Annotated in this window: 23 protein-coding genes; 1 reads left to right on the top strand and 22 read right to left on the bottom strand. The window is 29.7% G+C overall.

All coding sequences use genetic code 11. The annotated features are described in order from the left end of the window. Positions 1–5 precede the first annotated feature (5 nt). The 20 genes from infB to ACQPUY_RS10085 form a co-directional block, all read right to left on the bottom strand. A complete protein-coding gene (infB, locus tag ACQPUY_RS09990; RefSeq protein WP_430841067.1) occupies positions 6–2,051 on the bottom strand; it encodes a translation initiation factor IF-2 in 2,046 nt (681 codons plus the stop codon). Positions 2,052–2,066: 15 nt separating this feature from the next. Further along, positions 2,067–2,381, bottom strand: coding sequence for a ribosomal L7Ae/L30e/S12e/Gadd45 family protein (locus ACQPUY_RS09995; RefSeq protein ID WP_430841069.1), 315 nt, complete (start codon positions 2,379–2,381; stop codon positions 2,067–2,069). Further along, on the bottom strand, positions 2,374–2,637 hold the full coding sequence (gene rnpM, locus ACQPUY_RS10000) for an RNase P modulator RnpM (protein WP_430841071.1): 264 nt from the start codon (positions 2,635–2,637) through the stop codon (positions 2,374–2,376). Before rnpM ends, ACQPUY_RS09995 begins: the two co-directional genes overlap by 8 nt. Before the next feature lie 12 nt (positions 2,638–2,649). Further along, entirely contained in the window at positions 2,650–3,747 is a 1,098-nt protein-coding gene (nusA, locus tag ACQPUY_RS10005; RefSeq protein ID WP_430841073.1) for a transcription termination factor NusA, read from the bottom strand. A 16-nt stretch (positions 3,748–3,763) separates the two neighbouring features. Next, positions 3,764–4,222 (bottom strand): ribosome maturation factor RimP, encoded by a 459-nt coding sequence (gene rimP, locus ACQPUY_RS10010; RefSeq protein ID WP_430841075.1) that lies wholly within the window; start codon positions 4,220–4,222, stop codon positions 3,764–3,766. Positions 4,223–4,478: 256 nt separating this feature from the next. Next, positions 4,479–8,813, bottom strand: coding sequence for a PolC-type DNA polymerase III (locus tag ACQPUY_RS10015; RefSeq protein ID WP_430841076.1), 4,335 nt, complete (start codon positions 8,811–8,813; stop codon positions 4,479–4,481). 128 nt (positions 8,814–8,941) lie between these two features. Continuing rightward, positions 8,942–9,991 carry a flavodoxin-dependent (E)-4-hydroxy-3-methylbut-2-enyl-diphosphate synthase gene (gene ispG / locus ACQPUY_RS10020; protein ID WP_430841077.1) on the bottom strand — a complete coding sequence of 350 codons (1,050 nt, stop codon included), beginning with the start codon at positions 9,989–9,991 and terminating at the stop codon, positions 8,942–8,944. Positions 9,992–10,004: 13 nt separating this feature from the next. Then, positions 10,005–11,024, bottom strand: coding sequence for a M50 family metallopeptidase (locus ACQPUY_RS10025; protein WP_430841079.1), 1,020 nt, complete (start codon positions 11,022–11,024; stop codon positions 10,005–10,007). A 12-nt stretch (positions 11,025–11,036) separates the two neighbouring features. Then, the gene (dxr, locus tag ACQPUY_RS10030) at positions 11,037–12,197 is read right to left on the bottom strand and encodes a 1-deoxy-D-xylulose-5-phosphate reductoisomerase (RefSeq protein ID WP_430841080.1); all 1,161 of its coding nucleotides are present in this window, start codon (positions 12,195–12,197) and stop codon (positions 11,037–11,039) included. A 24-nt stretch (positions 12,198–12,221) separates the two neighbouring features. Further along, on the bottom strand, positions 12,222–13,178 hold the full coding sequence (locus ACQPUY_RS10035; protein ID WP_430841081.1) for an AI-2E family transporter: 957 nt from the start codon (positions 13,176–13,178) through the stop codon (positions 12,222–12,224). A 283-nt stretch (positions 13,179–13,461) separates the two neighbouring features. Beyond that, on the bottom strand, positions 13,462–14,256 hold the full coding sequence (locus ACQPUY_RS10040) for a phosphatidate cytidylyltransferase (RefSeq protein ID WP_430841082.1): 795 nt from the start codon (positions 14,254–14,256) through the stop codon (positions 13,462–13,464). Between the two features lie 16 nt (positions 14,257–14,272). Beyond that, positions 14,273–15,034, bottom strand: a complete 762-nt coding sequence (locus ACQPUY_RS10045; RefSeq protein ID WP_430841083.1) for an isoprenyl transferase — start codon at positions 15,032–15,034, stop codon at positions 14,273–14,275. A 55-nt stretch (positions 15,035–15,089) separates the two neighbouring features. After that, positions 15,090–15,647 carry a ribosome recycling factor gene (frr, locus tag ACQPUY_RS10050; protein ID WP_430841085.1) on the bottom strand — a complete coding sequence of 186 codons (558 nt, stop codon included), beginning with the start codon at positions 15,645–15,647 and terminating at the stop codon, positions 15,090–15,092. Between the two features lie 9 nt (positions 15,648–15,656). Continuing rightward, a complete protein-coding gene (gene pyrH / locus ACQPUY_RS10055; protein ID WP_430841087.1) occupies positions 15,657–16,373 on the bottom strand; it encodes a UMP kinase in 717 nt (238 codons plus the stop codon). 69 nt (positions 16,374–16,442) lie between these two features. Then, positions 16,443–17,354: a translation elongation factor Ts gene (tsf, locus tag ACQPUY_RS10060; RefSeq protein ID WP_430841089.1), complete on the bottom strand. Its 912-nt coding sequence runs from the start codon at positions 17,352–17,354 to the stop codon at positions 16,443–16,445. 83 nt (positions 17,355–17,437) lie between these two features. Beyond that, entirely contained in the window at positions 17,438–18,139 is a 702-nt protein-coding gene (gene rpsB / locus ACQPUY_RS10065; protein WP_430841091.1) for a 30S ribosomal protein S2, read from the bottom strand. A gap of 223 nt (positions 18,140–18,362) precedes the next feature. Further along, complete coding sequence (gene codY / locus ACQPUY_RS10070; RefSeq protein ID WP_430841093.1) at positions 18,363–19,139, bottom strand: GTP-sensing pleiotropic transcriptional regulator CodY; 777 nt, start codon at positions 19,137–19,139, stop codon at positions 18,363–18,365. A gap of 198 nt (positions 19,140–19,337) precedes the next feature. Beyond that, entirely contained in the window at positions 19,338–21,428 is a 2,091-nt protein-coding gene (gene topA / locus ACQPUY_RS10075) for a type I DNA topoisomerase (RefSeq protein WP_430841094.1), read from the bottom strand. 42 nt (positions 21,429–21,470) lie between these two features. After that, positions 21,471–22,511, bottom strand: a complete 1,041-nt coding sequence (gene dprA / locus ACQPUY_RS10080) for a DNA-processing protein DprA (protein ID WP_430841095.1) — start codon at positions 22,509–22,511, stop codon at positions 21,471–21,473. 12 nt (positions 22,512–22,523) lie between these two features. Then, positions 22,524–24,050 (bottom strand): YifB family Mg chelatase-like AAA ATPase, encoded by a 1,527-nt coding sequence (locus ACQPUY_RS10085; RefSeq protein ID WP_430841096.1) that lies wholly within the window; start codon positions 24,048–24,050, stop codon positions 22,524–22,526. A 105-nt stretch (positions 24,051–24,155) separates the two neighbouring features. On the opposite strand from ACQPUY_RS10085, the gene ACQPUY_RS10090 reads away from it, so the two are divergent. Then, positions 24,156–24,527 (top strand): YraN family protein, encoded by a 372-nt coding sequence (locus ACQPUY_RS10090; protein ID WP_430841097.1) that lies wholly within the window; start codon positions 24,156–24,158, stop codon positions 24,525–24,527. A 1-nt stretch (position 24,528) separates the two neighbouring features. Here the strand turns inward: ACQPUY_RS10090 and ACQPUY_RS10095 are convergent, their stop codons facing one another. Both ACQPUY_RS10095 and ylqF read right to left on the bottom strand, forming a co-directional pair. Then, positions 24,529–25,344, bottom strand: coding sequence for a ribonuclease HII (locus ACQPUY_RS10095; RefSeq protein ID WP_430841098.1), 816 nt, complete (start codon positions 25,342–25,344; stop codon positions 24,529–24,531). Position 25,345: 1 nt separating this feature from the next. Continuing rightward, positions 25,346–26,209 carry a ribosome biogenesis GTPase YlqF gene (gene ylqF / locus ACQPUY_RS10100; RefSeq protein ID WP_430841099.1) on the bottom strand — a complete coding sequence of 288 codons (864 nt, stop codon included), beginning with the start codon at positions 26,207–26,209 and terminating at the stop codon, positions 25,346–25,348. Positions 26,210–26,298 lie beyond the last annotated feature (89 nt).

Below are 26,298 nucleotides of genomic sequence, written 5' to 3' on the forward strand. Positions count from 1 at the left end.
CTTTATTAAAGCTGCTTTCTTTCAACTGCTTGCATACTAAAGGATTCTATTATATCGCCTTCTTTAATGTCATTAAATTTATCTACACTTAAGCCACATTCATATCCAGAATTAACTTCCTTTGCATCGTCTTTAAATCTCTTTAATGACGCTAAAGTAGATTCGAATATAACTATTCCATCTCTTATAATTCTAACTTCTGAATTTCTTAAGATCTTACCATCTATAACATAGCATCCAGCAATTGTTCCTATATTAGAAATCTTATATACCATTCTTACTTCTGCTTTACCATTTATAACTTCTTTGTATTCTGGATCAAGCATTCCAATCATAGCTGATTTAACATCTTCGATTGCATCATATATAATTCTGTAAGTTTTAATTTCAACACCATCTTTATCTGCAACTGCAATAGCATTTGAATCTGGTCTTACATTAAATCCTATTAATAAAGCATTTGATGCTGTAGCAAGAGTTACGTCTGTTTCAGTTATAGCACCAACTCCACCATGTATAACTCTAACTTTAACATCTTCAGTAGATAATTTTTCTAAAGATTGTTTTATTGCTTGAACTGATCCCTGTACATCAGCCTTTACTATTATTCCAAGTTCTTTAACAGTTCCTTCTTGAATTTGACTATATAAATCTTCAAGGGAAACTCTATTAGCAGAATGGAAACTTTCATCTTTAATTTTTTGTTTTCTAGCTTCAGCCATATTTCTTGCTGTTTTTTCATCTTTAACAACAGTAAATCTATCGCCAGCTGCTGGAACTTCTGAAAGTCCTAAAATTTCCACCGGTATTGAAGGACCTGCACTCTTTATAGATTTACCTTTATCGTCAAACATAGCTCTTATTCTTCCATAAGTGGATCCTACTAAAATTGAATCACCAACATGTAATGTACCATTTTGAATAAGTAATGTTGCAACTGCTCCTCTTCCCTTATCAAGCTTAGCTTCTATTACAGTTCCTTTAGCCTTTCTCTTAGGATCAGCTTTAAGCTCTGCCATTTCAGCAGTTAATAATACCATTTCTAACAATTGCTCTAAATTTTCTCCAGTTTTTGCAGATACAGGAACGCATATAGTATCTCCGCCCCAATCTTCAGCTACTAATTCATATTCAGTTAATTCTTGCTTAACTCTATCAATATTCGCTCCAGGTCTATCAATCTTATTTATTGCAACTATCATAGGAACATCAGCAGCTTTACAGTGATTTATAGCTTCCTTAGTTTGTGGCATTATTCCATCATCTGCTGCAACTACTAATATAACTACATCTGTAACTTGTGCTCCTCTAGCTCTCATTGCTGTAAAAGCTTCATGCCCTGGAGTATCTAAAAATGTTAACTTTTCTCCATTTAAGTTTACAGTATATGCACCTATATGTTGTGTTATCCCACCTGCTTCATGTGCTGTTACATTAGCTTTTCTTATAGCATCTAAAAGTGAAGTCTTACCGTGGTCAACGTGACCCATAACTGTAACTATTGGAGGTCTCTTAACTAAGTTCTCTTCAACTATTTCTTCATCTTCAACTACTTCTAGCTCTTCTTTTTCCTCTTTTTTAGCAACTAAGCATTCATATTTTTCACATACTTTTTCAGCTGTTGCAAAATCTATTTCTTGATTTATTCCGGCCATAACTCCAGTAAATATAAGAGTTTTTATAACATCCGCACTAGGCTTACCAAGTTTTTCTGCTAATTCTTTTACAGTGATAGTTTCACCAATTTCAACTACCCCTGATCCACCTTCTCCAATAGCTCCAGCTGATTCATCTGTTTTCTTTTTCTTTTTCTTCTTAGCCTGATTATTAACTTCTTCAGCTAATATTTCTTCATATTCATCTACTATAGTTTTATTTTTAGCTGCATCTGTTTCTCCAATTAATTCTTTAATTAACTCTGCATCCTCATCTTCTATAACGCTCATATGATTTTTTACATCAACGCTAAATTCATTCATTAATAATTCTATAAGTTCTTTTGAGCTTATTTCAAGCTCTTTTGCCAATTCATACACTCTGATTTTTGACAATAAAATCACCCCCGGTTAATTTTTGTTATTTTTATCTTCGTAAAGGGTATAAAGTTTGTTAGCCATATTTTTATCAGTTATTGATAATATTTTAACTTCTTCTCTTCCAATAGAAGCTCCTAACTCTTCTTTTGAAAAGTCTTCTATAAATCTGATATTTTTTAATATACAATGATTTTTAAATTTCTTTTTAGTACTGTTTGAAGCATCATTAGATATTATAAATAGAAACATTGCTCTCCTATTTCTTTCTTCATCACATTTACTATACCCTTCAATTACATTTCCTGCTCTTTTAGCTAAACCTAGAAAGTTAAAAAAATTATTCATTTATTTCTTCCTTTAACCTATTATATATTTCTTCATCTATAGCTATATCTAAATTTCTTGAAAGCCTCTTTGTTTTAAAAGCTTTTTCTAAGCACTCTATGTTTTTACAAATATAAGCTCCTCTTCCTGACTTTTTACCAGTTAAGTCAACAGAAACTTCACTTTCAGGACTCTTTACTACTCTTATAAGTTCCTTTTTAGGCTTCATTTCCATGCATCCTGTACACATTCTCAAAGGAATTTTCTTTACTTTCATAAGAAACCTCCCTTATTCTAAAATTTCAATATCTTCAGATAGTTCTTCTTTTTCTGCCTTTAATGCCTCAGCTTGTGATTTACTCTTTATATCTATTTTCCAATTAGTTAATTTTGCTGCAAGTCTAACATTTTGTCCTTCCTTGCCTATAGCAAGTGATAATTGGTTGTCATCTACAACAACTTTAGCTGACTTGCTATCTTCAGAAACTGAAACCTCTAAAACTTTTGCAGGGCTTAAAGATGCTGCTATAAATTCTTCAGGATTTTTACTCCACTTAATAATATCTATCTTCTCACCTTTAAGCTCATTGACTATATTTTGTACCCTAATTCCTTTAGGTCCCACACAAGCTCCCATTGGATCTACATTTTCATCATTTGAGTGAACTGCTATTTTGCTTCTTGAACCAGCTTCTCTTGAAATACTCTTAATTTCAACAACACCCTCATAAATTTCAGGCACTTCTAACTCAAATAATCTCTTTACTAGACCTGGATGTGTTCTTGACACTACTATTTGAGCTCCTTTTGATCCATTCTTAACTTCTACAACATATAGCTTTACTTTTTCATTAAACTTATATTCTTCTCCTGGAATTTGTTCATTTGGACCAATAGATGTTTCTATTCTTCCAAGATTAACAAATACATTACCTTTATCTTTTCTTAATACAGTTCCAGTAATAATATCATATTCTAATTCTTTATATTCTGAATATACTATATTTCTCTCTGCTTCTCTTATTCTTTGAGTAACCACACCCTTAGCAAGTTGAGCTGCAACTCTACCAAAGTTTTTTGGTGTTACTTCTAAATCTACTATATCATCAAGATCATATCTTGGACTTACTTCCTTAGCTTCTTCTAAGCTTATTTCAGTTACATAATCATATACATCTTCAACTACTACTTTTTGAGCATATACATGTATTTCACCTGTTTCTCTATTTATGCTTACTTTAACGTTTTGTGCTGAAGTAGTTGGACTAGCATAATTTTTTTTGTATGCTGCAACTAGTGCATCTTCTATAGTTGTAAAAAGTAAATCTTCGCTAATTCCCTTATCCTTAACAATTTCTTTAAGAGCAGCTATAAACTCTTGGTTCATTTTAATATCCTCCTTATTATATTTCCCCTTCTAAATTTGCTGATTTTATTTTATCCTTTGGAATAGTAAATAATTTTTCAGATTCAACTACAACTGAATCTTCATTTACTTCTTTTAATGTTCCTTTAATATTTTTCTTACCTTCAAATGACTTGGTAAATCTAATAAGAACCTCTTTGCCAATTTGCTTCTTATAATGGTCATCAGTATATAATCCTCTATTTAAACCTGGAGATGATACTTCAAGAAAATAAGCAACTGGAATTGGATCCTCTTCATCCATTATATCACTAACTCTTCTTGATAACTTTTCACAATCAGTTAAAGTTATGCCACCATCCTTATCAATATATATTCTTAAATAATATTCTCCATTTTCTTTTACATACTCAATGTGATAAATTTCATAACTTAATTCATCAGCTATAGGTCTTACTAATTGATAAATTTTTTCTATTAATGCATCAACTTTCATATTAACCTCCTTTACCTATTCAGTTTTATTTAAAAGTTTTACTAATTAACTTTTCTATAAAAAAAGCAACTAAATGGTAGTTGCAATTAAATAGAAAGAGCGGGTAATTATCATTCCCACTCCTAACTCCTAGCTATTAGTAAATCACTTCTTTTCTTATCCTATCACAATTTCCTAATTAATACAAGGGGGTAGTAAGTATTTTATTATTCCCATTATATTAATTACTTTCCCAATATAATAATTATTATACTAATTAGAATAAAGATAATTGGTTTGTTTCAGACATTCCTTCTAAACATCCATGATTGCTTAAAGTTTCAATAACTGTCTTTGAAACCTTTGCTCTAACTCTTAAATCTTCTTTTGAAATAAATTCCCCTTGTTTCCTAGCTTCAACTATACTTTTAGCAGCATTATCTCCAACACCTTGTAGTGCACTTATCGGTGGTCTGATTCCATCTTCTTCTATTGTAAATTTAGTAGCTTCAGAAATATATAAATCTACTTTTTTAAATTTAAGACCTCTTACATAAAGTTCATAAGATAATTCTAAAACAGTAATTAATCCTTTATCCTTTGCAGTAGCCTTATTTCCTAGTTCATATAATTCATCCAGCTTTGCTTTTATTGCTCCAGGCCCTTTACAAATTAAATCTGCATCAAAATCATCTGCTCTAACCGTAAAATATGTTGCATAATATGCTTCTGGATAATGAACCTTAAAATAAGCAATTCTAACTGCCATCATTACATAAGCAACTGCGTGTCCCTTAGGAAACATATACTTAATTCTCTTACAAGATTCTATATACCAATCTGGAACATTATTTTCTCTCATCAACTTTTCAAATTCTTCTGTTAATCCCTTACCCTTTCTTACACTTTCCATTATTGTAAATGCCATCTTAGGTGGTACTCCTGCATACATTAAATAAACCATAATATCATCTCTTGTAGAAATACAATCTTTAAGTGTAGTATATCCTTCTTTTATAAAATACTGTGCATTATTAAGCCATACATCCGTACCATGAGAAAGGCCAGAAATTCTAACTAAATCTGCAAAACTCTTAGGCTGCGTATCAACAAGCATCCCTCTAACAAATTTAGTTCCAAATTCAGGCAGTCCATAACTACCAACTTCACATCCAAGTTCCTCTTTAGTTACTCCTAAAGCATCTGGGGATGTAAATAACGAAATAACTTTTTCATCATTTAGAGGTATAGTCTTTGGATCTACTCCTGTTAAGTCTTGAAGCATCCTAATCATGGTAGGATCGTCGTGCCCAAGTATATCAAGTTTTAAAAGTCTACCGGATATTGAATGGTAATCAAAATGTGTAGTAGTAACATCAGAAGTTGAATCATCAGCTGGCCTTTGTATAGGCGTGAAATTATATATCTCATTATCACTAGGAACAACCATAATTCCACCTGGATGTTGTCCGGTAGTTCTCTTGATACCTGTACATCCAATAGTTAATCTTTCAATTTCTGCACTTGAAGCTCTTAATCCTCTTTCATCTAGATATTTTCTTACATATCCATACGCAGTTTTTTCAGCTACAGTACCTATAGTTCCAGCCTTAAATACATACCCCTTACCAAATAAAACTTCTGTATATTTGTGTATTTCACCTTGGTTATCTCCAGAGAAATTAAGATCTATATCTGGCTCCTTATCTCCTTCAAAACCTAAGAATGTTTCAAAAGGTATATCGTGACCATCTTTTATATATTTTGTTCCACACTTTGAACAATTTTTATCTTCTAAATCTGCTCCTGAGCTAACAGATCCATCCAAGAAAAATTCCGAATTCTTACAATTAGGGCAAACGTAATGTGGAGGAAGTCCATTAACCTCTGTTATATTTGACATTGTTGCAACAAAAGATGAACCAACAGATCCTCTCGAACCAACCAAATATCCATCAGATAAAGATTTAGCAACAAGTTTTTGTGCAATTAAATAAAGAACAGCATATCCATTATTAATAATAGAATTTAATTCTTTATCTAATCTTTTTTGAACTATTTCAGGTAATGGGTCTCCATAAATAGAGTGAACCTTTTTCATAGTCATTTCTCTAATTTCTTCATCAGCACCTTCAATCTTAGGAGGGTATGTTTCGTCTGGTATTGGTTTTAAAACATCTATAGAATCTGCTATTATACCTGGGTTAGTTATTACTACTTCTCTTGCTACCTTTTCCCCTAAATACGCAAATTCCTTTAGCATTTCTTCTGTTGTCTTTAAATATAATGGAGGCTGATTATCAGAATCTGAAAATCCTTGTCCTGCCATTATTATTCGTCTAAAAACTTCATCTTGTGGATCTAAAAAGTGTACATCTCCAGTTGCAACAACTAATTTATTTAATTCTTTTCCTAGCCTATATATTCTTTCATTTAATGCTCTTAGTTCATCTTCATCTTTAACATTACCTTTTTCTATAAGATAACTATTATTTGCAATAGGTTGAATTTCTAAATAATCATAAAAACTCATAATTTCTTTAAGCTCTTCATCTGATTTACCATCTAGTGCAGCCCTATATACTTCTCCTGCTTCACATGCAGAACCTATTATTAACTCATCTCTTACTTCCATCAACCTGCTTTTTCTAGTTCTTGGATTCTTATGAAAATTATCTAAATGAGCTTCAGAAATCAATTTATATAAACTTTTCATTCCTGCTTGAGTTTTTGCAAAAATAATTATATGAAAAGTTTTTTCTTTTTTAATATCCATTTTTTCAAGGAATTCCTTATTTAATTCCTTAATATTATTAATATTTAATTCTTCTATCATCTTTTTTATAGAAATTAAGAATATATCTGCGGTGGCCTTAGCATCATCTACTGCTCTATGATGATTTTCAAGAGAAACTCCTAAATACTTAGCCACTAAATTTAGTTTAACCCTTTTTAAATCTGGATATAAAAATCTCGCCATTGGCACAGTATCCACAATTGTAGATGTAAATTTTAAACCTAAGTCATTACAGTTTTTCTTAATGAACCCTGTATCAAAAGCAGCATTATGAGCAACTACTGCACATCCGTCTATAAACTCCATAAATTTAGGTAAAACTAACTCGATTGGATCTGCATCTTTTACCATTTCATCAGTTATGCCTGTAAGTTCAGTTATTTTATATGGTATTTTACATTTAGGATATATAAATTCACTAAAAGTATCAATAACTTCTCTGTTTTTTATTTTAACAGCACCTATTTCTATAATTTTATCATTCTTTGCTGAAAACCCTGTAGTTTCTATATCAAAAACTATAAAAGTATCATTAAAATCCTCATGTTTATCATTTATAGCAATAGGAATTCCATCATTAACTAAGTATCCTTCTACTCCATATAATACCTTCATTTTATTTTTTTTAGCTGCAATTTGTGCATCTGGAAAAGCTTGAACTACCCCATGATCTGTGATTGCAATTGCTTTATGTCCCCATTTAGCAGCTCTTTCAATTAATTTCGTAGCAGAAGTTACTCCATCCATAGCACTCATAGTAGTATGACAATGAAGCTCTACTCTTTTTTCCTCTGCTCCATCCATTCTGTCTATTTTACTCATCTTTAGAATATCTCTACCCATTATTACTACTTCTCTTGAATATGTATCATATACAGCTTCTCCTCTTACCTTACAATATAACCCCTTCTTTACAGCTTCTAAAACCTCTTCTGTTTCTTGAGGTCTTAAAAAGCACTTTACAGTTATAGAACTAGTATAATCTGTAATGAAGAAAGTAAGAATAGTTTTTCCTGTCTTAGTTTCTACAATATCTGTCTTAAATACTTCTCCAATTACTGCAACTAATCCTGATGTTTCATCAATTTCCTTAATTGGTATTGCTTCTTGACTTATTGATCTTCCTAAAATGCTATTTTCACTTTTAGCTTCTCTTTTAAACTCACGTTTTTCATAAGTTTTTTTAGTTTTCACGCCTTGTTTTTCTTCAGCCTTTGTCTTTTTAGTTTCTGATTCATTTGAAATAGTTCTTCCACTAAATATCTCTTTTAATACTTCTCTCTCTTGCTCTAATTTTTCTTCATAATTATTTCCTGATTCTAAGCTACTATCATATATCAACTTTACTTTTGATTTCAATCCAAAAATACTTTCTATATTTAGGGAAATTTGCTTAGGTATTCCTCTTGAATTTAAATGTTCGTTAATCTTATCATACCCACTACTTATAATAACGCTATTTCCATCTACTTTTTTTAATCCTTTTGTTAATACTGATTTTGCTAAAGGTACCTTCTTCAAAATATTTCCTATAACTTCAGTCCAATGTTTCTCTATTACTTCTTCAAGAGATAAGCTTGAAACATCTCTATAAAATAACACCTCTATATTAATATCTATATTTAAAGCATTTTTAATAGCTCTTATTACTTTATCCTCTTCTTCATTATTTAATCCATCTTTTCCTCTAAGTACAACTTTTAATACATTACTTTTTCTCAAAAATTGGAATTTAACTATATTTATTTCTTTATCTTCCAAAGTATCATCTTTATTTATTTCTTTTTTTATAAGTTTTAAAGCATTTTCACTCAATAAAACACCCCACTTTTAATATCCAATCGTCAATTATATTTAGTATAAAAGGGAAAATTGACAATGTAAAATGACTATTAAGTATTATATCACCTTAACATTTCATTATTCATTGTCAATTAATTCTATTACATGTTTTCTATTTCTTTCATTAATTCTTCAATTAAGTCTTCTTCTTTTACTTTTCTAACTATAACGCCTTTTTTAAATATTAAGCCTTCGCCTCTTCCTCCAGCTATTCCAATGTCAGCTTCTCTGGCTTCTCCAGGACCATTTACTGCACATCCCATTACAGCAACCTTAATATCTTTATTTATATTTTCTAATCTTTTTTCAACTTCTTGAGCTATTTTTATTAAATTTATTTGTGTCCTTCCACAAGTAGGACAAGAAACAAATTGTAATCCACTTTTTCTTAATTTTAATGCTTTTAGTATTTCCTTAGCAACTTTTATTTCTTCAATTGGATCACTAGTTAAAGAAACCCTTATAGTATCTCCAATTCCTTCAGCTAAAAGAGTTCCAAGTCCAATACTTGATTTTATTGTTCCTCTAAATGGAGTCCCTGACTCAGTTACTCCTAAATGTAAGGGATAATTACAACTTTCGCTCATTAATCTATAAGCATCTATCATCATAGTTACATCTGAAGATTTAATAGATACAACTATATCATGAAAATCTAACTCTTCTAAAATTCTAACATGCTTTAAAGCTGATTCAACTAGTCCCTTTGCAGTTGGCTTTCCATCTCTCTCTAATATATCCTTTTCTAATGAGCCTGAATTAACTCCAATTCTAATTGGAATATTTTTAGCTTTTGCCGCTTCCACCACGATTTTCACCTTTTCAGTGCTTCCTATATTACCAGGATTAATTCTTAAAGCTGATACTCCGTTTTCAATTGCAGCTAATGCCAACTTGTAATCAAAGTGTATATCTGCAACCACAGGTATTGGTGATTTATCACATATTCCTTTTAACGCTTCTGCCGCTTTCATATCAGGAACAGCACATCTTATAATTTCACAACCAGCCTCATATAAAGTATTAATTTGAGCTAAAGTTGCATCAACATCTCTAGTATCTGTATTTGTCATCGATTGTATAGATACAGGTGAATCCCCACCTACATAACAACTTCCAACCTTAACTTTTCTTGTTTTCTTTCTTTCCATTTTCTTACCTCTCCTATAGCTGTATAGGGAACAATATGTCCTTTATAGTTACTAAAATCATAAGTCCAAACAAAAGCATAATTCCCACATAATTAATTGCACCAACTATTCTATCCGGAACTTTTCTTCTTGTAATTAGCTCAATTAATAATATTACTGTCCATCCACCATCTAAAGCTGGGAATGGTAACATATTAAATACAGCTAAATTAATACTTATAAACGCTATAAAGTACATAAGATTCCATATACCATTTTTTGCGGCTTCACCGGACATTCTAATAATAGAAACAGGACCCCCTACATCCGTTTTAAAATTAACTTTACCAGTAACCATCATTTTAAGACTTTTATAAGTTTGATTAACTACTGCTATCGTTTCTTTGAAGCTTTGTTTAAAACTTTGAACTATCCCTGGATTATCTACTCTTTCAAATCCAAATCCAATCATATATCTTTCGCTTCCATTCTCCTCTACTAACTTAGGAGTAACGACAATTTCCTTATTCTCCCCAGCTCTTCTAACTAAAAATGTAATTGGTTCATCCTTAGCTAAATTTATTCCTATAGTTAAATCATCTGCTGAAAAAACCTTACTACCATTAACTTTTAAGAATTCATCTCCTTCTTGCAATCCAGCCTCTACAGCAGGCATATTCTCTATCAAACTTGCTACCTTAGGCAAACTATAACCAAATTTATTTAAAAATACTGTAAATATAATTATAGCAAGTAAAAAATTCATAAAAGCGCCTGCTATAATTACACTTATTCTTCTAATAGGCGATTTAGAAGAAAAACTTCTTTCATCCTGAACTTCTTCATCTTCCCCCATCATTTTAACATATCCGCCAATTGGAAACAAACCTATTGAATATTTAGTTTCTTTTCCATCAACAGAAAAAATTTTAGGACCCATTCCTATTGCAAACTCTTCAACCCTTATGCCATTAACCTTTGCCATTATAAAATGTCCAAGCTCGTGAACTATTATAAGTAAACTAAAACCCAATAATGCGTAAACTATATACAATATAAATTCCTCCTAACTCCACCTTGCCCTTATATACTCTCTAACCTTACCATCCAATTCAATTACGTTATCTAAAGTAACCTTCTTTTCTTTTTCATCTTTAAATACTTCTAGTGCTTCCTCTATTATTTCTGGTATATTTATAAATTTTATTTTTCTTTCTAATAACAAGGCTACAGCTTCTTCATTAGCGCCGTTTAATATACATGGAGCTAACCCACCTTCAATTCCAACCTTGTATGCAAGCTTTAAACATCTAAAGGTATCTAAATCTGGTTTTTCAAAAGTTAAACTTCCAACTTCATAAAAGTTTAGTCTTTTTGCAACAGCATCTTTTCTTTCTTTTTTATTAATTGCATATTGTATTGGCAATTTCATATCTGTTGATCCTAATTGAGCTATAACACTTGCATCTTTGTATTCTACCATTGAATGGATTATACTTTGAGGATGTACTACTACCTCAATATCTTCATATGGACAATTAAATAAAAAATGAGCTTCTATAACTTCCAATCCTTTATTCATAAGCGTAGCTGAATCTATAGATATTTTTTGACCCATATTCCATTTTGGATGCTTTAAGGCATCTTCTACAGTAACATTTTTTAGATATTCAATGTCCTTTCCTCTAAAAGGTCCTCCAGAAGCTGTTAATATTATCTTGTTTATATCTTTTTCAGTATATCCATTTAAAGCTTGGAATATAGCACTATGTTCTGAATCAACAGGTAAAATATTTACTCCCATTTTCTTAGCTTTTTCCATAACTAATTCACCAGCAACTACTAAAGTCTCCTTATTAGCCAATGCTATATCCTTTTTAGCTTCAATTGCTTTAATAGTTGGTCTTAAACCTATCATTCCAACAACTGATGTTACAACCATGTCTATCTCAGTTAATGTAGCAATTTTCTCTAATCCCTCTATACCTGAATAGACATTTATATTAAGGTTATTGGATGTACAATATCTCGAAATATCTTTAGCACTTTTTTCATCCATCATAGCTACGTATTTAGGACTAAATTCCTCTATTATCTCTACTATTTTATTTACAGATGAATTAGCACTAATACCTATTAGTTTTATTTCATTATTAGAATTTCTAATTACATCTAAGGTTTGAGTACCTATTGAGCCTGTGGCCCCTAAAATTGAAATATTTTTCATATTTGCCTCCTAGTTTCTTTTGATCTAACTACTGTAAATCATATCCTTTGCAATTATACTATAAATTGGACCTGATATTATACCAATAAATCCAAACATATTTACCCCTATATAAATAGATATTATTACAATTAATGGATGAATTTCAAGCTTACTACTTAAAAATTTTGCTTCTAAAATTTCTCTAATAAACCTTTCCAAAATGTACAATGAAATTAATCCTAGTACTAATAAATATCTCTTTATTATAATATTGTATATTATTATAGGTAGAAAAACAATTGTTGTTCCTACAAAAGGAAGTATATCTAAAATAGCACATAAGCTTCCTAAAAACAAACTATTATGTATTCCTAAAATTTTAAACCCAAATGTTATTATAAAGGTACTTAAAAATATCAATCTAAGTTCTATCTTAAAAGCTTCCTTTAAATTTTCCATTTTGTCAAAAAAGCTCATTATAATTTTGGGTGGGAATAAATGATTTAATAAATCGTAGATTTTATCTTTATCTGTTAATATAAAGTAATTAATAATATTAGCTAATAAGTAAGAAATAACACCTTCTCCTGTTAAAATAGCACCTTGCATTATCATATTACTATTTAAAAATCTACTTAAATTTTCTAATGTTTTATTTATATCTAAATTTAATAACACTTTAATACTATTTATAAAAGTATCTACATCCATTCTATTATTTATATAAAATTTATAAAATAATTCAAGTATTCTATTTCCAAAGTAAAAAACTATTACAAATAAAAATAAATTTATTAATAATATACTTATAATAGCACTAATGGATTTTGGAAAATTACATTTTAATATAAATTTATATATGGGATGTGTTGTAAATACCATAACCAATACTAGAAAAAAAGATTTAAAATAATTCTTAATTATTATAGTTATAGCTGAAACTATAATAAATGTAATTATTAATTTTATTATTTTGCTATATGTATTATAAAATTTCATGGCACTACTCCTCGTATAATTTCATACTATAGATTATATTAAAGTTTTTTATAATACATGACTTTTACAGTAATTAATATAAAAAAGTACTTCTATATAATTTTGCTTATTCAGTCGCAAGCTCCAAGTCATCTCAAAATTAATAGAAGCACTTCAGAACTAAAGGAAGGAAATTATAAAATGTTATTCACAGGGTAACATCCTTATAATTTCCTAAAGAATAAAAATAATAAGGAGCTAGTTCAAACTAACTCCTTACCTTTATTTATATAAATATCAAGTATTAAATTCCTATAATAAAAGTTAAATAGTAAAATACTACAGCCGAATTAAATAAAATTGAGTCAAACCTATCTAAAATTCCACCATGACCAGGTATTAAATTACTATAATCCTTAATACCAACATATCTTTTTATAGATGATGCAACTAGATCTCCAAATTGACCCATTATTCCGCATAAAGCTCCTATTAAAAAGAAATGAATTATTTGAACTTCCGGAACATAGGAAGCAACTATAATTCCAAATATTCCACAACCAATAGTACTACCTAATAAACCTCCTATTGAACCTGCAATAGTTTTTTTAGGACTAACTTCTGGACATAATTTTTTCTTTCCTAAATATTTTCCTGAATAATATGCAGCTGTATCACACACCCAAGATCCTATAAATATAAGCCAAACTAGAAATTGTCCTGAGACCTTATTATTTACTAAAGGAATAAAGCTAAATAAAATTCCTACATATAAAAATCCTAATAAGGTAATCGCAGAGTCTATAAATGTATACTTTAAATTAATTACTGGTACTACTAATAAAACTATAGTTGCTAATACAACTATATACATTATATATTCAAAATTATTTCCAATTAAATAAAATACAATTAGAAGTATATATCCGATTATAGGAATTGGATTAAACTTCTTTTCTTTTAAAGCTTTATAAAACTCATATAAACCACATACTGATAAAACTATAGTAAATGCCTTAAGCCATATACCTCCTAGTAATATAAACAGTATAAATGGTGCAATCATAGCTGCTCCTATATATCTATTATTTAATTTCATTTCTCCACCTCAAATACTATACTCCGCCATATCTTCTATCCCTATGTTGATAATCATATATGGCCTTTCTTAAGTGTTCTTCTTTAAAGTCGGGCCAACAAACATTAGAATACCAAAACTCTGAATATGCACATTGCCATAATAAGAAGTTACTAATCCTTTGTTCTCCTGATGGTCTAATAATCAAATCTGGATCTGGTATATTAGAGGTATATAAATATTTTTCAAGTAATCCTTCATTTATATCACTAACACTTATATTTCCATCTTCAACTTCTTTTGATATCAATTTTACTGCTCTAATTATCTCATCTCTTCCACCATAATTAAATGCTATATTTAATACTACTCCAGTATTATTTTTAGTTATTTCAATAGCATTTAAAACTTCTTTTTGAGCATCTATTGGAAGTTTAGTTATATCACCTAATATTTTAATAACTACACCATTTCTGTTTAATTCAGCTAACTCACTTCTTAGATATTCAACTAATAGCTTCATCAAAGCCGAAACCTCATCATCAGGTCTTTTCCAATTTTCAGTTGAAAATGCATAAAGAGTTAAAAATTTAATTCCTAAAATATGCGCTTCCTTTATAACTCTTCTAATTGTTTCTACACCAGCTTTATGCCCAACGGTTCTTGGAAGCTTTCTCTTCTTAGCCCATCTTCCATTTCCATCCATTATAATTGCAACATGCTTAGGTATATTATCTTTATCTAAAACTATTTCTTTTTTTTCATTTCTATTTTTACTAGTTTTAAAAACATCTAACATAATTCTATGTTACCTCCATCATTCTATATGGAAAAAACCTGCTGAATTGCAGGTTTTAAATTGACATAATCTCTTTTTCTTTTGCCGCAACTAAAGTATCCACTTCTTTAACGTAAGTATCTATTATTTTTTGAACTTTATCTTCAGAATTCTTAAGTTCATCTTCAGTTATATCACCATCTTTTTTAAGAGCCTTAACCTTATCATTAGCTTCTCTTCTTATAGATCTTAAAGCAACTTTTGCTTCTTCTCCAGTCTTTCTAACAACTTTAACTAAATTTTTTCTAGTTTCTTCTGTTAATTCTGGTACTACTAATCTAATTACACTACCATCATTAGATGGGTTAATACCTAAATCTGAAACTAATATTGCTTTTTCAATTTCTTTAATTAAACTTTTTTCCCAAGGTGAAATTACTAACACTCTTGGTTCTGGTGCTGATATATTAGCTACTTGACTTAATGGACATGGACTTCCATAATAATCAACTTTAATTCTATCTAACATTGTTGGGTTAGCTCTACCAGCTCTTAAAGTTGAAAGATCAGATTTTAATACTGAAATAGTTTTTTTCATTTTTTCTTCTGCTTTTATAATAGTATCCTTAATCATAATAACCTCCTATTTTTTAGATGACACTAAAGTTCCTATTTTTTCACCAGAAATAGCTCTTTTTATATTTCCCGGTTCCTCTAATCCAAATACTAAGATTGGAATATTGTTATCCATACATAAAGATGTTGCTGTTGAATCCATAACTTGTAGTCCTTGTTCAAGAACCTCTATATAAGTAAGTGTATCATATTTTTTAGCATCTGGGTATTTATATGGATCTTTATCGTAAACTCCATCAACTTTCTTAGCTAGAAGTATTACATCTGCTTCAATTTCTGCTGCTCTTAAAGCTGCTGTAGTATCAGTTGAGAAATACGGATTTCCTGTACCTGCTGCAAATATTACTACTCTTCCTTTTTCTAAATGTCTAACAGCTCTTCTTCTTATAAACGGTTCTGCTATTTCTTTCATCTCTATAGCAGTTTGAACTCTAGTCATTACGCCATGTTGTTCAAGTGAATCCTGTAGTGCCAAAGCATTTATACAAGTAGCCAGCATACCCATATGATCAGCTTGTGATCTATCCATACCTTCACCACTTCTACCTCTCCAAATGTTTCCACCACCTACTACTAAGCCAACTTCCACACCCATATCTACTAAATCTTTAACTTCTAATGTAATTCTTTTTATTATATCAAAATCGAATCCAAATCCATTTACTCCTGCTAAAGCTTCACCAGAAACCTTAAGTATCACTCTTTTATATTGACTCTTTCCCATTCTTAGTACCTCCATATATATTAGGTTGTTTCCTAAAAAAAGAGAACACAATATGTGTTCTCCTTTGTATTACTTACTCATCTTAGCTACTTCTTCAGCGAAGTTATCTTCTACCTTTTCGATACCTTCTCCTCTTTCGAATCTTACAAACTTATTTATAGTTATAGGAGAACCAACTTCTTTTGATTTTTCTTGAAGATATTTGCTTATGCTCTTATCCCCATCTTTTACCCAAGCTTGATCTAAAAGACATACTTCTTTGTAGTATTTTTGAATTCTTCCCATTACCATTTTTTCTACAATGTTTTCTGGTTTTCCTTCATTTAAAGCTTGAACTCTGTAGATTTCTTTTTCTTTTTCTAAAGCTTCTGCATCTACATCTTCTCTGCTTAAGAATGCTGGGTTAGCAGCAGCAACTTGCATACAAACGTCTTTAGCAACTTCCTTTAATACAGCCACATTATCAGCTTCGCAGTTTAATTCAACTACAACACCTATTCTTCCGCCCCCGTGGATATAGCTTTCAACTACACCATTAGCAACATTGAACTTTTCAAATCTTCTTACAGTCATGTTTTCACCTAACTTAGCTATTAAAGCAGTAAGTGCTTCAGAAACTGTACTGTTAGCATCGTACTTTTCAGTTACGAATTCTTCTACAGTTGTAGCTGAACTAACAGAAGCCATTTCAGCTAATCTAGTAGCAAAATTTACAAATTCTTCATTAGCAGCAACGAAGTCAGTTTCACAGTTTAATTCAACTATACCAGCTGATTTGTTATCTTCTGATATGTAAGTTTTTACTATACCTTCTGCAGCAACTCTTCCTGCTTTTTTAGCAGCAGCAGCAAGACCCTTTTCTCTTAATATTTCAACAGCTTTTTCCATATCTCCTTGAGCTTCTGTTAAAGCTTTTTTGCAGTCCATCATTCCTGCACCAGTTTTTTCTCTTAATTCTTTAACTGATTGAGCAGTTATCATAATGTTAATTCCTCCCAACTTATTGTAAACCTTATTATTTAGGTTAAAAGGTAAATGAGACCTCTCACCTACCTTTTATTTTATTATTCAGCTAATTGTTCGCCTTGTCTTCCTTCGATTATACCGTCAGCAATTTTTGCAGTTATTAATTTAACAGCTCTTATTGCATCATCGTTACCTGGAATTACGTAATCTACTTCTTCTGGATCACAGTTAGTATCTACTATACCTACTACTGGAATTCCTAAAATCTTAGCTTCTGAGATAGCATTCTTTTCTTTTCTTGGATCAACAACGAATATAGCTCCAATGTTGCTAGCATCTAAGTTCTTAATTCCACCTAAGTTCTTTTCTAACTTTTCCATTTCGCCTTTTAGCTTAATAACTTCTTTCTTAGGTAAAACTTCAAAAGTTCCATCCTCTTCCATAGTCTTTAAAGCTTCTAATCTGTTAATTCTAGTTCTGATAGTTTTGAAGTTTGTTAACATACCACCTAACCATCTATTGTTAACGAAGTGCATGTTTGATCTTATTGCTTCTTCTTGGATAGCTTCTTGAGCTTGTTTCTTAGTACCAACAAATAAGATATCCTTTCCTTCTGCTGCAACTTCTTTAATGAAATCGTAAGCTTCATCTACTTTTTTAACAGTCTTTTGAAGATCTATTATATATATTCCATTTCTTTCTGTGAATATATAAGGAGCCATCTTAGGGTTCCATCTTCTTGTTTGGTGTCCAAAGTGTACACCTGCTTCTAATAATTGTTTCATTGATATAACTGCCATTTTTCTACCTCCTGGTTATTTCCTCCATTACCTTCTTATAAAGCTTCCTTTTTAGGCACCGTCTTTATAAATTGGATAATGTGTGTATTTCTTACCTTTGTTAGTATAACATAAGCTTATTATAGTATCAACATTTTTTTAATTTAAATCCTAATTAAAAGTAAATACTTTTTTAAGAAAAAAGCGTTAAATTACTTAAGTAATTTAACGCCCTTAGTTTATGTTAATTTATCTTTTTTAATTCATCTAGTAATTTTTCATTTAAAATCTTAATATGAGTTCCCTTCATACCAAGAGATCTAGATTCTATTACCCCTGCACTTTCAAACTTTCTTAATGCATTTACAATAACACTTCTTGTTATTCCAACCTTATCTGCTATCTTTGAAGCAACTAATAAGCCTTCATTTCCTTCTAACTCTCCAAAAATATGTTCAACAGCCTCAAGCTCTGAATAAGATAAAGTTCCAATTGCTAATTGAACTACTGCTTTCTTTCTAGCTTCTTCTTCAATTTCTACTTGCTTAGCTCTTAATATTTCTAATCCAACTATAGTTGCACTATATTCAGCAAGAACTAAATCTTCATCTGTAAAGTTTTCTCCAAATCTTGCAAGTATTAAAGTACCTAATCTCTCTCTATTACCTATTATAGGTACTATAGTAGTTATTTTATTTTCCATTATGCAGTTTCCTTCATCTTCAAAAACACATAATCCTTTATTAGATAAATTAGCCATAGTTTCATGGATATTTAATAAGCTTTCATTATAATCTTTTGGAAATCTCTTTTCATCTACCACTTGCTTTTTCATTATATCACATTCAAAATTTTTAGAAAATGTATAACCAAGTACTTTACCCTTTCTACTTGTTACATATACATTACAGGACAAAACATCACTTAGCAATTCACATATATCTTCAAAAGCTACTGGGTCTGTTCCAGACTTTTGTAATATCTTGTTTAACATTCTAGTTTTATTTAATAATGATGACATCAATTCTTCCTCCTATGAATACTCCATTAAATTTTTAGAAAATTTGAAATTATATAAATTTTCCAAAAACGTCTTTATTACTTATTTATACTATCATAGGAAGTTTCTATTTTCAACAAATTTCTTTGTATTTTCGACATTACTTTAAAAAAATTATTTATTTTGTAATTTTTTTAAACTGTAATCATTTTCTTTATTTTATTCTTCATTATTATCCTTAACTATGTTAACAATTTTATTACAGCTTGCATCTGAACATTGGGCATAATTCCCTTTGGTCTTACTATATTTTAACACCATATAGGATCCACAATCTGGGCATTTATCTTTTAATGGTTCATTCCAACTTACAAAATCACATGATGGATAATTAGCACATCCAAAGAATTTCTTACCTTTTTTACTCTTTTTGGCTAATACCTTTCCACCGCATTTAGGACATGGTGCTTCAATTTCTTCCACAATAGGCTTTGCATTCTTACATTCAGGATAACCAGGACATGCTAAAAACTTTCCATATCTACCATGCTTAATAACCATCATTCTGCCACATTTATCGCAAGGAACATCGCTTACTTCATCCTCTATAACTACCTTAGATATTTCCTTTTCAGCTTTTTCTAAAGCAATTTTCAATGGACTAAAGAACTCTCCTACTACTTTTTTCCATTCTTCTTGACCTTCTTCAATATAGTCTAAGTTCCTTTCCATATCAGCTGTAAATTCTACATCTACTATTTGCTCAAAATATTCACTCATAATGTTATTTACAATAAATCCTAGTTCAGTTGGAAATAAATTTTTCTTTTCTCTATTTACGTAATCTCTACTTAATAAAACAGAAATTGTTGGAACATAGGTACTTGGCCTTCCTATTCCCTTTTCTTCTAGCAATTTAACAAAAGAAGCTTCAGTATATCTTGCTGGAGGTTGTGTAAAATGCTGTTTACCATCTATATTTACCTTACTTAATTCATCATTTTCATTTAATTCTGGTAATGAAACATCTTCAGTATCCTCTTCTGTTAAATATTCGTAAAGCTTCATGAATCCATCAAACTTTATTCTAGATCCAGTTGCTTTAAATTTATAATCTCCATTCATGATTTCAATACTATTAGTATTTAACTCACAAGAAGCCATTTGACTTGCCATAAATCTATTCCAAATTAATGAATATAATTTATATTGCTCTGAAGTTAATGAATTTTTTGCAATTTCTGGAGTTATTTCAATTACTGAGGGCCTAATAGCTTCATGAGCATCTTGAATATTTTTCTTTCCTTTATATACTCTAGACTTACTTGGAGCATATTCTTTTCCAAAGTTAGAATTTATAAAATCTAAAGCCCTTTCTTGAGCTTCCTCTGAAATTCTAACTGAATCTGTTCTCATATAAGTAATTAACCCTACTGTTCCATGTCCTTTTACCTCTACACCTTCATATAAAACTTGAGCAATAGACATTGTCCTCTTTGTCATAAAATTTAACTTTTTTGATGCTTCTTGTTGAAGGGTACTAGTAGTAAAAGGAGGTAGTGGATTTTTTACCTTAGTTCCTTTTTTAACTTTAGTAACTATAAACTTATCCTTTTTAAGTTCCTCAATAATTTTTTCAGCTTCTACATTAGTACTTATCTCAATTTTCTTTCCTTTATATTGAGTTAATTTAATCGGAAACTTTTTCCTATCTTTAGTTGCTATACAATCAACAGTCCAGTATTCTTTAGGCTCAAACTTTTTTATTTCTTCTTCTCTATCACAAATAAGCTTTAGAGCAGCTGATTGAACTCTACCAGCACTTAATCCCCACTTAACATTTTTCCATAGAATTGGACTTATTTCATATCCAACAAGTCTGTCTAAGATTCTTCTTGCTTGTTGTGCATCTACTAAATTATTATTTATTTGCCTTGCTTCTTTAATAGATGATTTTACTGCAGTTTTTGTTATTTCATTAAAAACTATTCTACATTTTTTATCTTCTGGTATTTTTAAAATATTAGCTAAATGCCATGATATAGCTTCTCCTTCACGGTCAGGGTCCGTTGCAAGATATACTTTATCCGCTTTTTTAGCCGCTTTTTTTAATTTAGCAATTAAATCCCCTTTTCCCCTAATAGTTATATATTTAGGATTAAAATTATCTTCTATATCAACGCCTAATGTACTTTTTGGCAAATCTCTTATATGTCCCATCGATGCTTCTACTGTGTAATTCTTACCAAGATACTTTCCTATAGTCTTAGCCTTTGCAGGCGACTCTACTATTACAAGATTTTGTCCCATATATCAAACTCCATATTGTTTGGAGTTTACACCCCCTTTAATTCATATTGATTTAGCATAATAATTGCCTGGAAGACAAATAATTTCATTTCTATTTTGCATTTCAAATAATAACTCAAATAATACCTTCCTGTCAACATTTACAGATGTTATAATATCATCTATATGCTTAGGTTCACTATTTATCACCCCTAAAAGCATAGATTTATAACTATTTTTCACCTCTATTATATCACTTTCTTTTCTTATATTAAAAAAATCATATAAATCCTGCATTTCAGTAAAAGGTGTTGCGCCATCCCTAATTAATTTATTACATCCCTCACTATTCCCATTTATAACTGGTCCTGGTATTGCCATAATATCTCTTCCTAAATTTAAAGCATAGTTCACAGTAATTAAGCTTCCACTTTTATCTGTAGCTTCTATTATAACTAACTTTTTACTTAATCCACTTATTATTCTATTTCTCCTAGGAAAATTATATGCAAATGGTGGTGTATTAGGTAGATATTCAGATATTATAAGCCCCCCAGATTTAAGTATTTCTTCATATAAATATTTATTGCTCTTAGGATAAACTACATCTATACCACATCCTAGAACACCTATGGTCTTTCCTTTAAAATTTATAGCGCTTTTTTGAGCTATAGAATCTACTCCAGCTGCTAAACCACTCACTACCGTTATGTTATTCTCACTTAATTCTTTTCCTATAATTTTGGCAATTTCTGCGCCATAAATTGTGCACTTTCTTGCACCTATTATAGCAGCTAAATCCCCTTTTAGTAAATCTAAGTTTCCTTTATAAAATAATACATATGGTGGATCATCTCCGTGATTTAAATCTTCTGGATACTGCTTTGATTTAATTGTAATATATCCAATACTATTATTATTTATGTAATTACTAAAGTTCTCAATTTTTTCTTCAGTAATTTCATCTAAAGCTTTCTTTTTAAACTCCTTTATATTATTCTTATTTTTTCTAATAGTTTCTTCATTTTTATATTTCTTAAGCAAATTAACTTTCTTTATATTAGCTAAATTTAATAGAATAAACCAAATCTCATCTTTTCTCATTTTAATTCCCCTTTAAACAATTTCCCCTTCTATATTTTTCCTATATCCTAAAGCCTCGAAAATATGATATTCGCATACTTCTTCACTACTATCTAAATCTGCTATGGTTCTTGACACTTTTAAAATTTTATCGTATCCCCGCATAGTTAAATCAAATTTTTCATAATAAGTTCCTAATAAATTCTTAGCAGAATTTGATATTTTAAATAAAATTTCTATATCTTTTCCCTTAACCTCTGAATTGTAATTATATTTTGTATTCTTATATCTAAAATTTTGTATTTCTCTTGCTTTAAGTATATTTTCCTTCATTTTTTCAGAAGTTAAATTATCAGAACTCTTACTTATATCTTCATATTTTAATCTAGGCACATAATTTAATAAATCTATTCTATCTAACAAAGCTCTAGATAATCTCCCCATATATCTTTTTCTTTCATTTTCGCTACAAACACATTTTCCATCTCCAATGCCACCTCCTAGATAAAGTCCACAGGGGCATGGATTACATGCTGCTATAAGCAAGAAGTTACTTGGTAGCTTATATGTGCCATTTAATCTGTTAATATTTATAACTTTTTCTTCTAAAGGCTCTCTTAAAACTTCTAATACATCCCTTTTAAATTCTAAAATTTCATCTAAAAATAATACCCCATTGTGAGCTAAAGTTATTTCTCCAACCTTTATCTCCTTTCCTCCTCCAGCTAAAGCAGTTCTCGTTATAGTATGGTGCGGGTTTCTAAAAGGTCTAAATATTCCATCTTTTCCAGAAAACAATCCAGAAGCACTATATATCTTTGCTATTTCCATTTCTTCATAATGATTTAAAGGAGGCATAATAGATGGCATAGCCTTAGCAAGCATAGTTTTTCCTGATCCTGGTGATCCATATAATAAAACATTATGCTTACCTGCTGCTGATATTTCCATTACTCTTTTAGATGCTCTTTGTCCTACTATCTCCCCATAATCAAAATAGTCTTTTCTTTCAATTTTCTTTTCATCTTCAAATATATAAGGTAATAAATCTTTATTATCAATAAAGGAAATCACCTCATTTAAAGTTTTAAAAGGATAAAAATTACCTATATTAAAATATCTAAGCTCATTTAAATTATTTAACGGAAATATAAAATTATTTTTTTTATTATTTTCTCCTTCAAAAATGATAGGTAGTATTCCCTTTATTTCTTTTAGATCTCCTGCTAAAGAAAGCTCTCCAAAAATAATAAAATCATTTAAATTTCTTTGTGCTATTTGATTTGATTTCATAAGTATACCTAAAGCTATTGGTAAATCTAATAACGATCCTATTTTTCTTATATCTGCAGGTGCTAAATTAATTGTTATCCTTCCTAATGGAAATTCATAACCACTATTTACTATTGCTGATCTTACTCTTTCTTTTGATTCTTTTACTGATGCATCTGGTAGTCCCACTATGCTAAAACTTGGCATTCCTTTGTTTATATCTACTTCAACACTTACAAGCATTCCATCTAATCCGTTATGTGTTGCACTTATAATTTCTATTGACAAATCACTCACCTCTTTAAAGATTATTGACAATAAAAAACATTTGTTAAACATTATTTTCATGAATTTTTTATAATATTTAGGTCAATATTCTTAATAGGTGATATTATGAAGAAATTTAATAAAGATATAGGCTCTTATGGAGAAGATTTAGCTTTAAGCTATCTCAAACGAAATAATTACTCTCTTATTTCAAAAAACTTTAGAACTTCAAATGGTGAAATTGATCTAATATGTAGATTTAAAGATATTATAGTTTTTATAGAAGTAAAAAGTAGGTACAGCTATCACTTTGGTACTCCTGGTGAAGCTGTTACCTACTATAAACAAAAACAAATTATAAATATATCAAAATACTTTTTATTTAAATATAAGTTATTAAATTATAATTGTAGATTTGATGTGATCGAAATTTATTTTAATAAAAATAATGAATTATATACTGTAAAACATATAGAGGATGCCTTTAGATCATATTAATTTACTCTAATATATTTTTCAAAAATGACATTCTATGTATTTTACAAGGACCAAAAGTCTTTAAACCTTCTATATGTTTTGTTGTCCCATAACCAGCATTTTCTTCAAAACTATAATGAGGAAATTCTTTTGAATATTCCTTCATTAAATTATCTCTATAAACCTTAGCTAAAATGGACGCTGCTGCAATAGATGCTGATTTTGCATCTCCTTTAATAACTGATTTATTTTCTATATTTACTCCTTTAACTAAATATCCATCTGATAAAACTAAATCTGGTTTTATACTCATTGAATTACATGCCTCTAAGAAAATATCATTATTACAGTAGGCTATTCCTTTTTCATCAATTTCAGTATTTGATCTTTCTGCAATATAATAGGCTAGAGCTTTATCCTCGATTTCCTTAGCTAGCTTTTCTCTTTTCTTTTCAGAAAGTTTTTTTGAATCATTAAGCCAAAGAATAAATTCATCTTCAATTACGTTTAAGTCTAAAATAACAGCACAAGCCACTATGGGTCCTGCTAAAGGTCCTCTTCCCACTTCGTCTACTCCAGCTACATATGTATAATTTCCAAAACCTTTATCAAAATTATACATCTTTTTTACTCTTTCAACTTCCTTCTTTATTTTATCTCTTTCTTTTTGAAGTCTTTCACTTAAAGCTTTAACATTTTTTCTTTTATCTAAAGCTAATTTATCAATTAAATACACAAGCTCTGCATTATATTTTTCTTCAATTATATTTATATTATCTACAAAGCTTTTGATTTCTTTATAACTTAAAGCTTCTATATCTTTATTTAATATTTCCATATTACTCCTCAACTTCTTCATTTGGATATTCTAATGAAATATTTCCTATTTTACCACCTCTAAATTCATCTAATAAGATTACCGCAATTCTATTATAATCTATATCTCCCCCCTTAACTAAACACCCTCTTTTTCTAGCAATACTATTTAAGGTTTCTAACGAATCTTCATTAATATCCGATATTTTATATCTTTCAATAAGATTATTTTTATAATGTTCTTGTAATCTCTTCACTAAGTTATATGAAAGTTCTTCTATATCCATAATTTCATCTTTTATAGCACCTGTAAATGCTAAATTAAGAGCAGTTCTATCATCTTCAAATTTAGGCCACAATACTCCAGGTGTATCAAGCATTTCAATATCCATTTTAGTTTTAATCCATTGCTTACTCTTAGTTACTCCTGGTCTATCCCCTGTTTTTGCAATATTATTTTTTGCCATTTTATTTATAAATGTAGACTTTCCTACATTCGGTATTCCAACTACCATAACTCTCATTTGAATTTTTACTAATCCCTTAGCTTTTAATCTATCATGTTTTTCCTTTAATAATATGTCTAAAGTAGGCTTAATTTGATTTAATCCTTTACCCGTTAAGCAATTCACTTCTAAAACTTTAACATTATCAGAAGATAGATGATTAATCCACATTTTAGTAGCTTTATTTTCTGATAAATCACTTTTATTCAAAAGTATTATTCTAGGCTTTCCTTCACACAGCTTATCTATATCAGGATTAGCAGAACTTCTTGGTATTCTTGCATCTCTAATTTCTATTACTGCATCTACCAGCTTTAAATTTTCTTTTATCTCTCTTTGAGTTTTTTTCATATGACCTGGAAACCAATTTATTTTACCCATTTTCATTTCCTCCGTACTAAACTTTTATTATTATTATATCAAAATTTGATTATATAAATCTTATTTTATAAAAAAAGAAAAAGGGACTT

The sequence above is a fragment of the Clostridium nigeriense genome (assembly GCF_050585245.1).
Lineage (GTDB): Bacteria > Bacillota > Clostridia > Clostridiales > Clostridiaceae > Clostridium > Clostridium nigeriense_A.

Excerpts from the sequence above, each read along its gene's own strand:
- codY (WP_430841093.1), bottom strand. The coding sequence starts at position 19,139 with ATGTCATCATTATTAAATAAAACTAGAATGTTAAACAAGATATTACAA.
- rnpM (WP_430841071.1), bottom strand. The coding sequence starts at position 2,637 with ATGAAAGTAAAGAAAATTCCTTTGAGAATGTGTACAGGATGCATGGAA.
- nusA (WP_430841073.1), bottom strand. The coding sequence starts at position 3,747 with ATGAACCAAGAGTTTATAGCTGCTCTTAAAGAAATTGTTAAGGATAAG.
- ACQPUY_RS10040 (WP_430841082.1), bottom strand. The coding sequence starts at position 14,256 with ATGAAATTAAATAATAGATATATAGGAGCAGCTATGATTGCACCATTT.
- ACQPUY_RS10090 (WP_430841097.1), top strand. The coding sequence starts at position 24,156 with ATGAAGAAATTTAATAAAGATATAGGCTCTTATGGAGAAGATTTAGCT.
- ACQPUY_RS10045 (WP_430841083.1), bottom strand. The coding sequence starts at position 15,034 with ATGTTAGATGTTTTTAAAACTAGTAAAAATAGAAATGAAAAAAAAGAA.
- rimP (WP_430841075.1), bottom strand. The coding sequence starts at position 4,222 with ATGAAAGTTGATGCATTAATAGAAAAAATTTATCAATTAGTAAGACCT.
- ACQPUY_RS10095 (WP_430841098.1), bottom strand. The coding sequence starts at position 25,344 with ATGGAAATATTAAATAAAGATATAGAAGCTTTAAGTTATAAAGAAATC.
- ispG (WP_430841077.1), bottom strand. The coding sequence starts at position 9,991 with ATGGAAAGAAAGAAAACAAGAAAAGTTAAGGTTGGAAGTTGTTATGTA.
- topA (WP_430841094.1), bottom strand. The coding sequence starts at position 21,428 with ATGGGACAAAATCTTGTAATAGTAGAGTCGCCTGCAAAGGCTAAGACT.
- tsf (WP_430841089.1), bottom strand. The coding sequence starts at position 17,354 with ATGATAACTGCTCAATCAGTTAAAGAATTAAGAGAAAAAACTGGTGCA.
- ACQPUY_RS10035 (WP_430841081.1), bottom strand. The coding sequence starts at position 13,178 with ATGAAATTTTATAATACATATAGCAAAATAATAAAATTAATAATTACA.
- frr (WP_430841085.1), bottom strand. The coding sequence starts at position 15,647 with ATGATTAAGGATACTATTATAAAAGCAGAAGAAAAAATGAAAAAAACT.
- ACQPUY_RS09995 (WP_430841069.1), bottom strand. The coding sequence starts at position 2,381 with ATGAATAATTTTTTTAACTTTCTAGGTTTAGCTAAAAGAGCAGGAAAT.
- dxr (WP_430841080.1), bottom strand. The coding sequence starts at position 12,197 with ATGAAAAATATTTCAATTTTAGGGGCCACAGGCTCAATAGGTACTCAA.
- dprA (WP_430841095.1), bottom strand. The coding sequence starts at position 22,511 with ATGAGAAAAGATGAGATTTGGTTTATTCTATTAAATTTAGCTAATATA.
- ylqF (WP_430841099.1), bottom strand. The coding sequence starts at position 26,209 with ATGGGTAAAATAAATTGGTTTCCAGGTCATATGAAAAAAACTCAAAGA.
- rpsB (WP_430841091.1), bottom strand. The coding sequence starts at position 18,139 with ATGGCAGTTATATCAATGAAACAATTATTAGAAGCAGGTGTACACTTT.
- pyrH (WP_430841087.1), bottom strand. The coding sequence starts at position 16,373 with ATGGGAAAGAGTCAATATAAAAGAGTGATACTTAAGGTTTCTGGTGAA.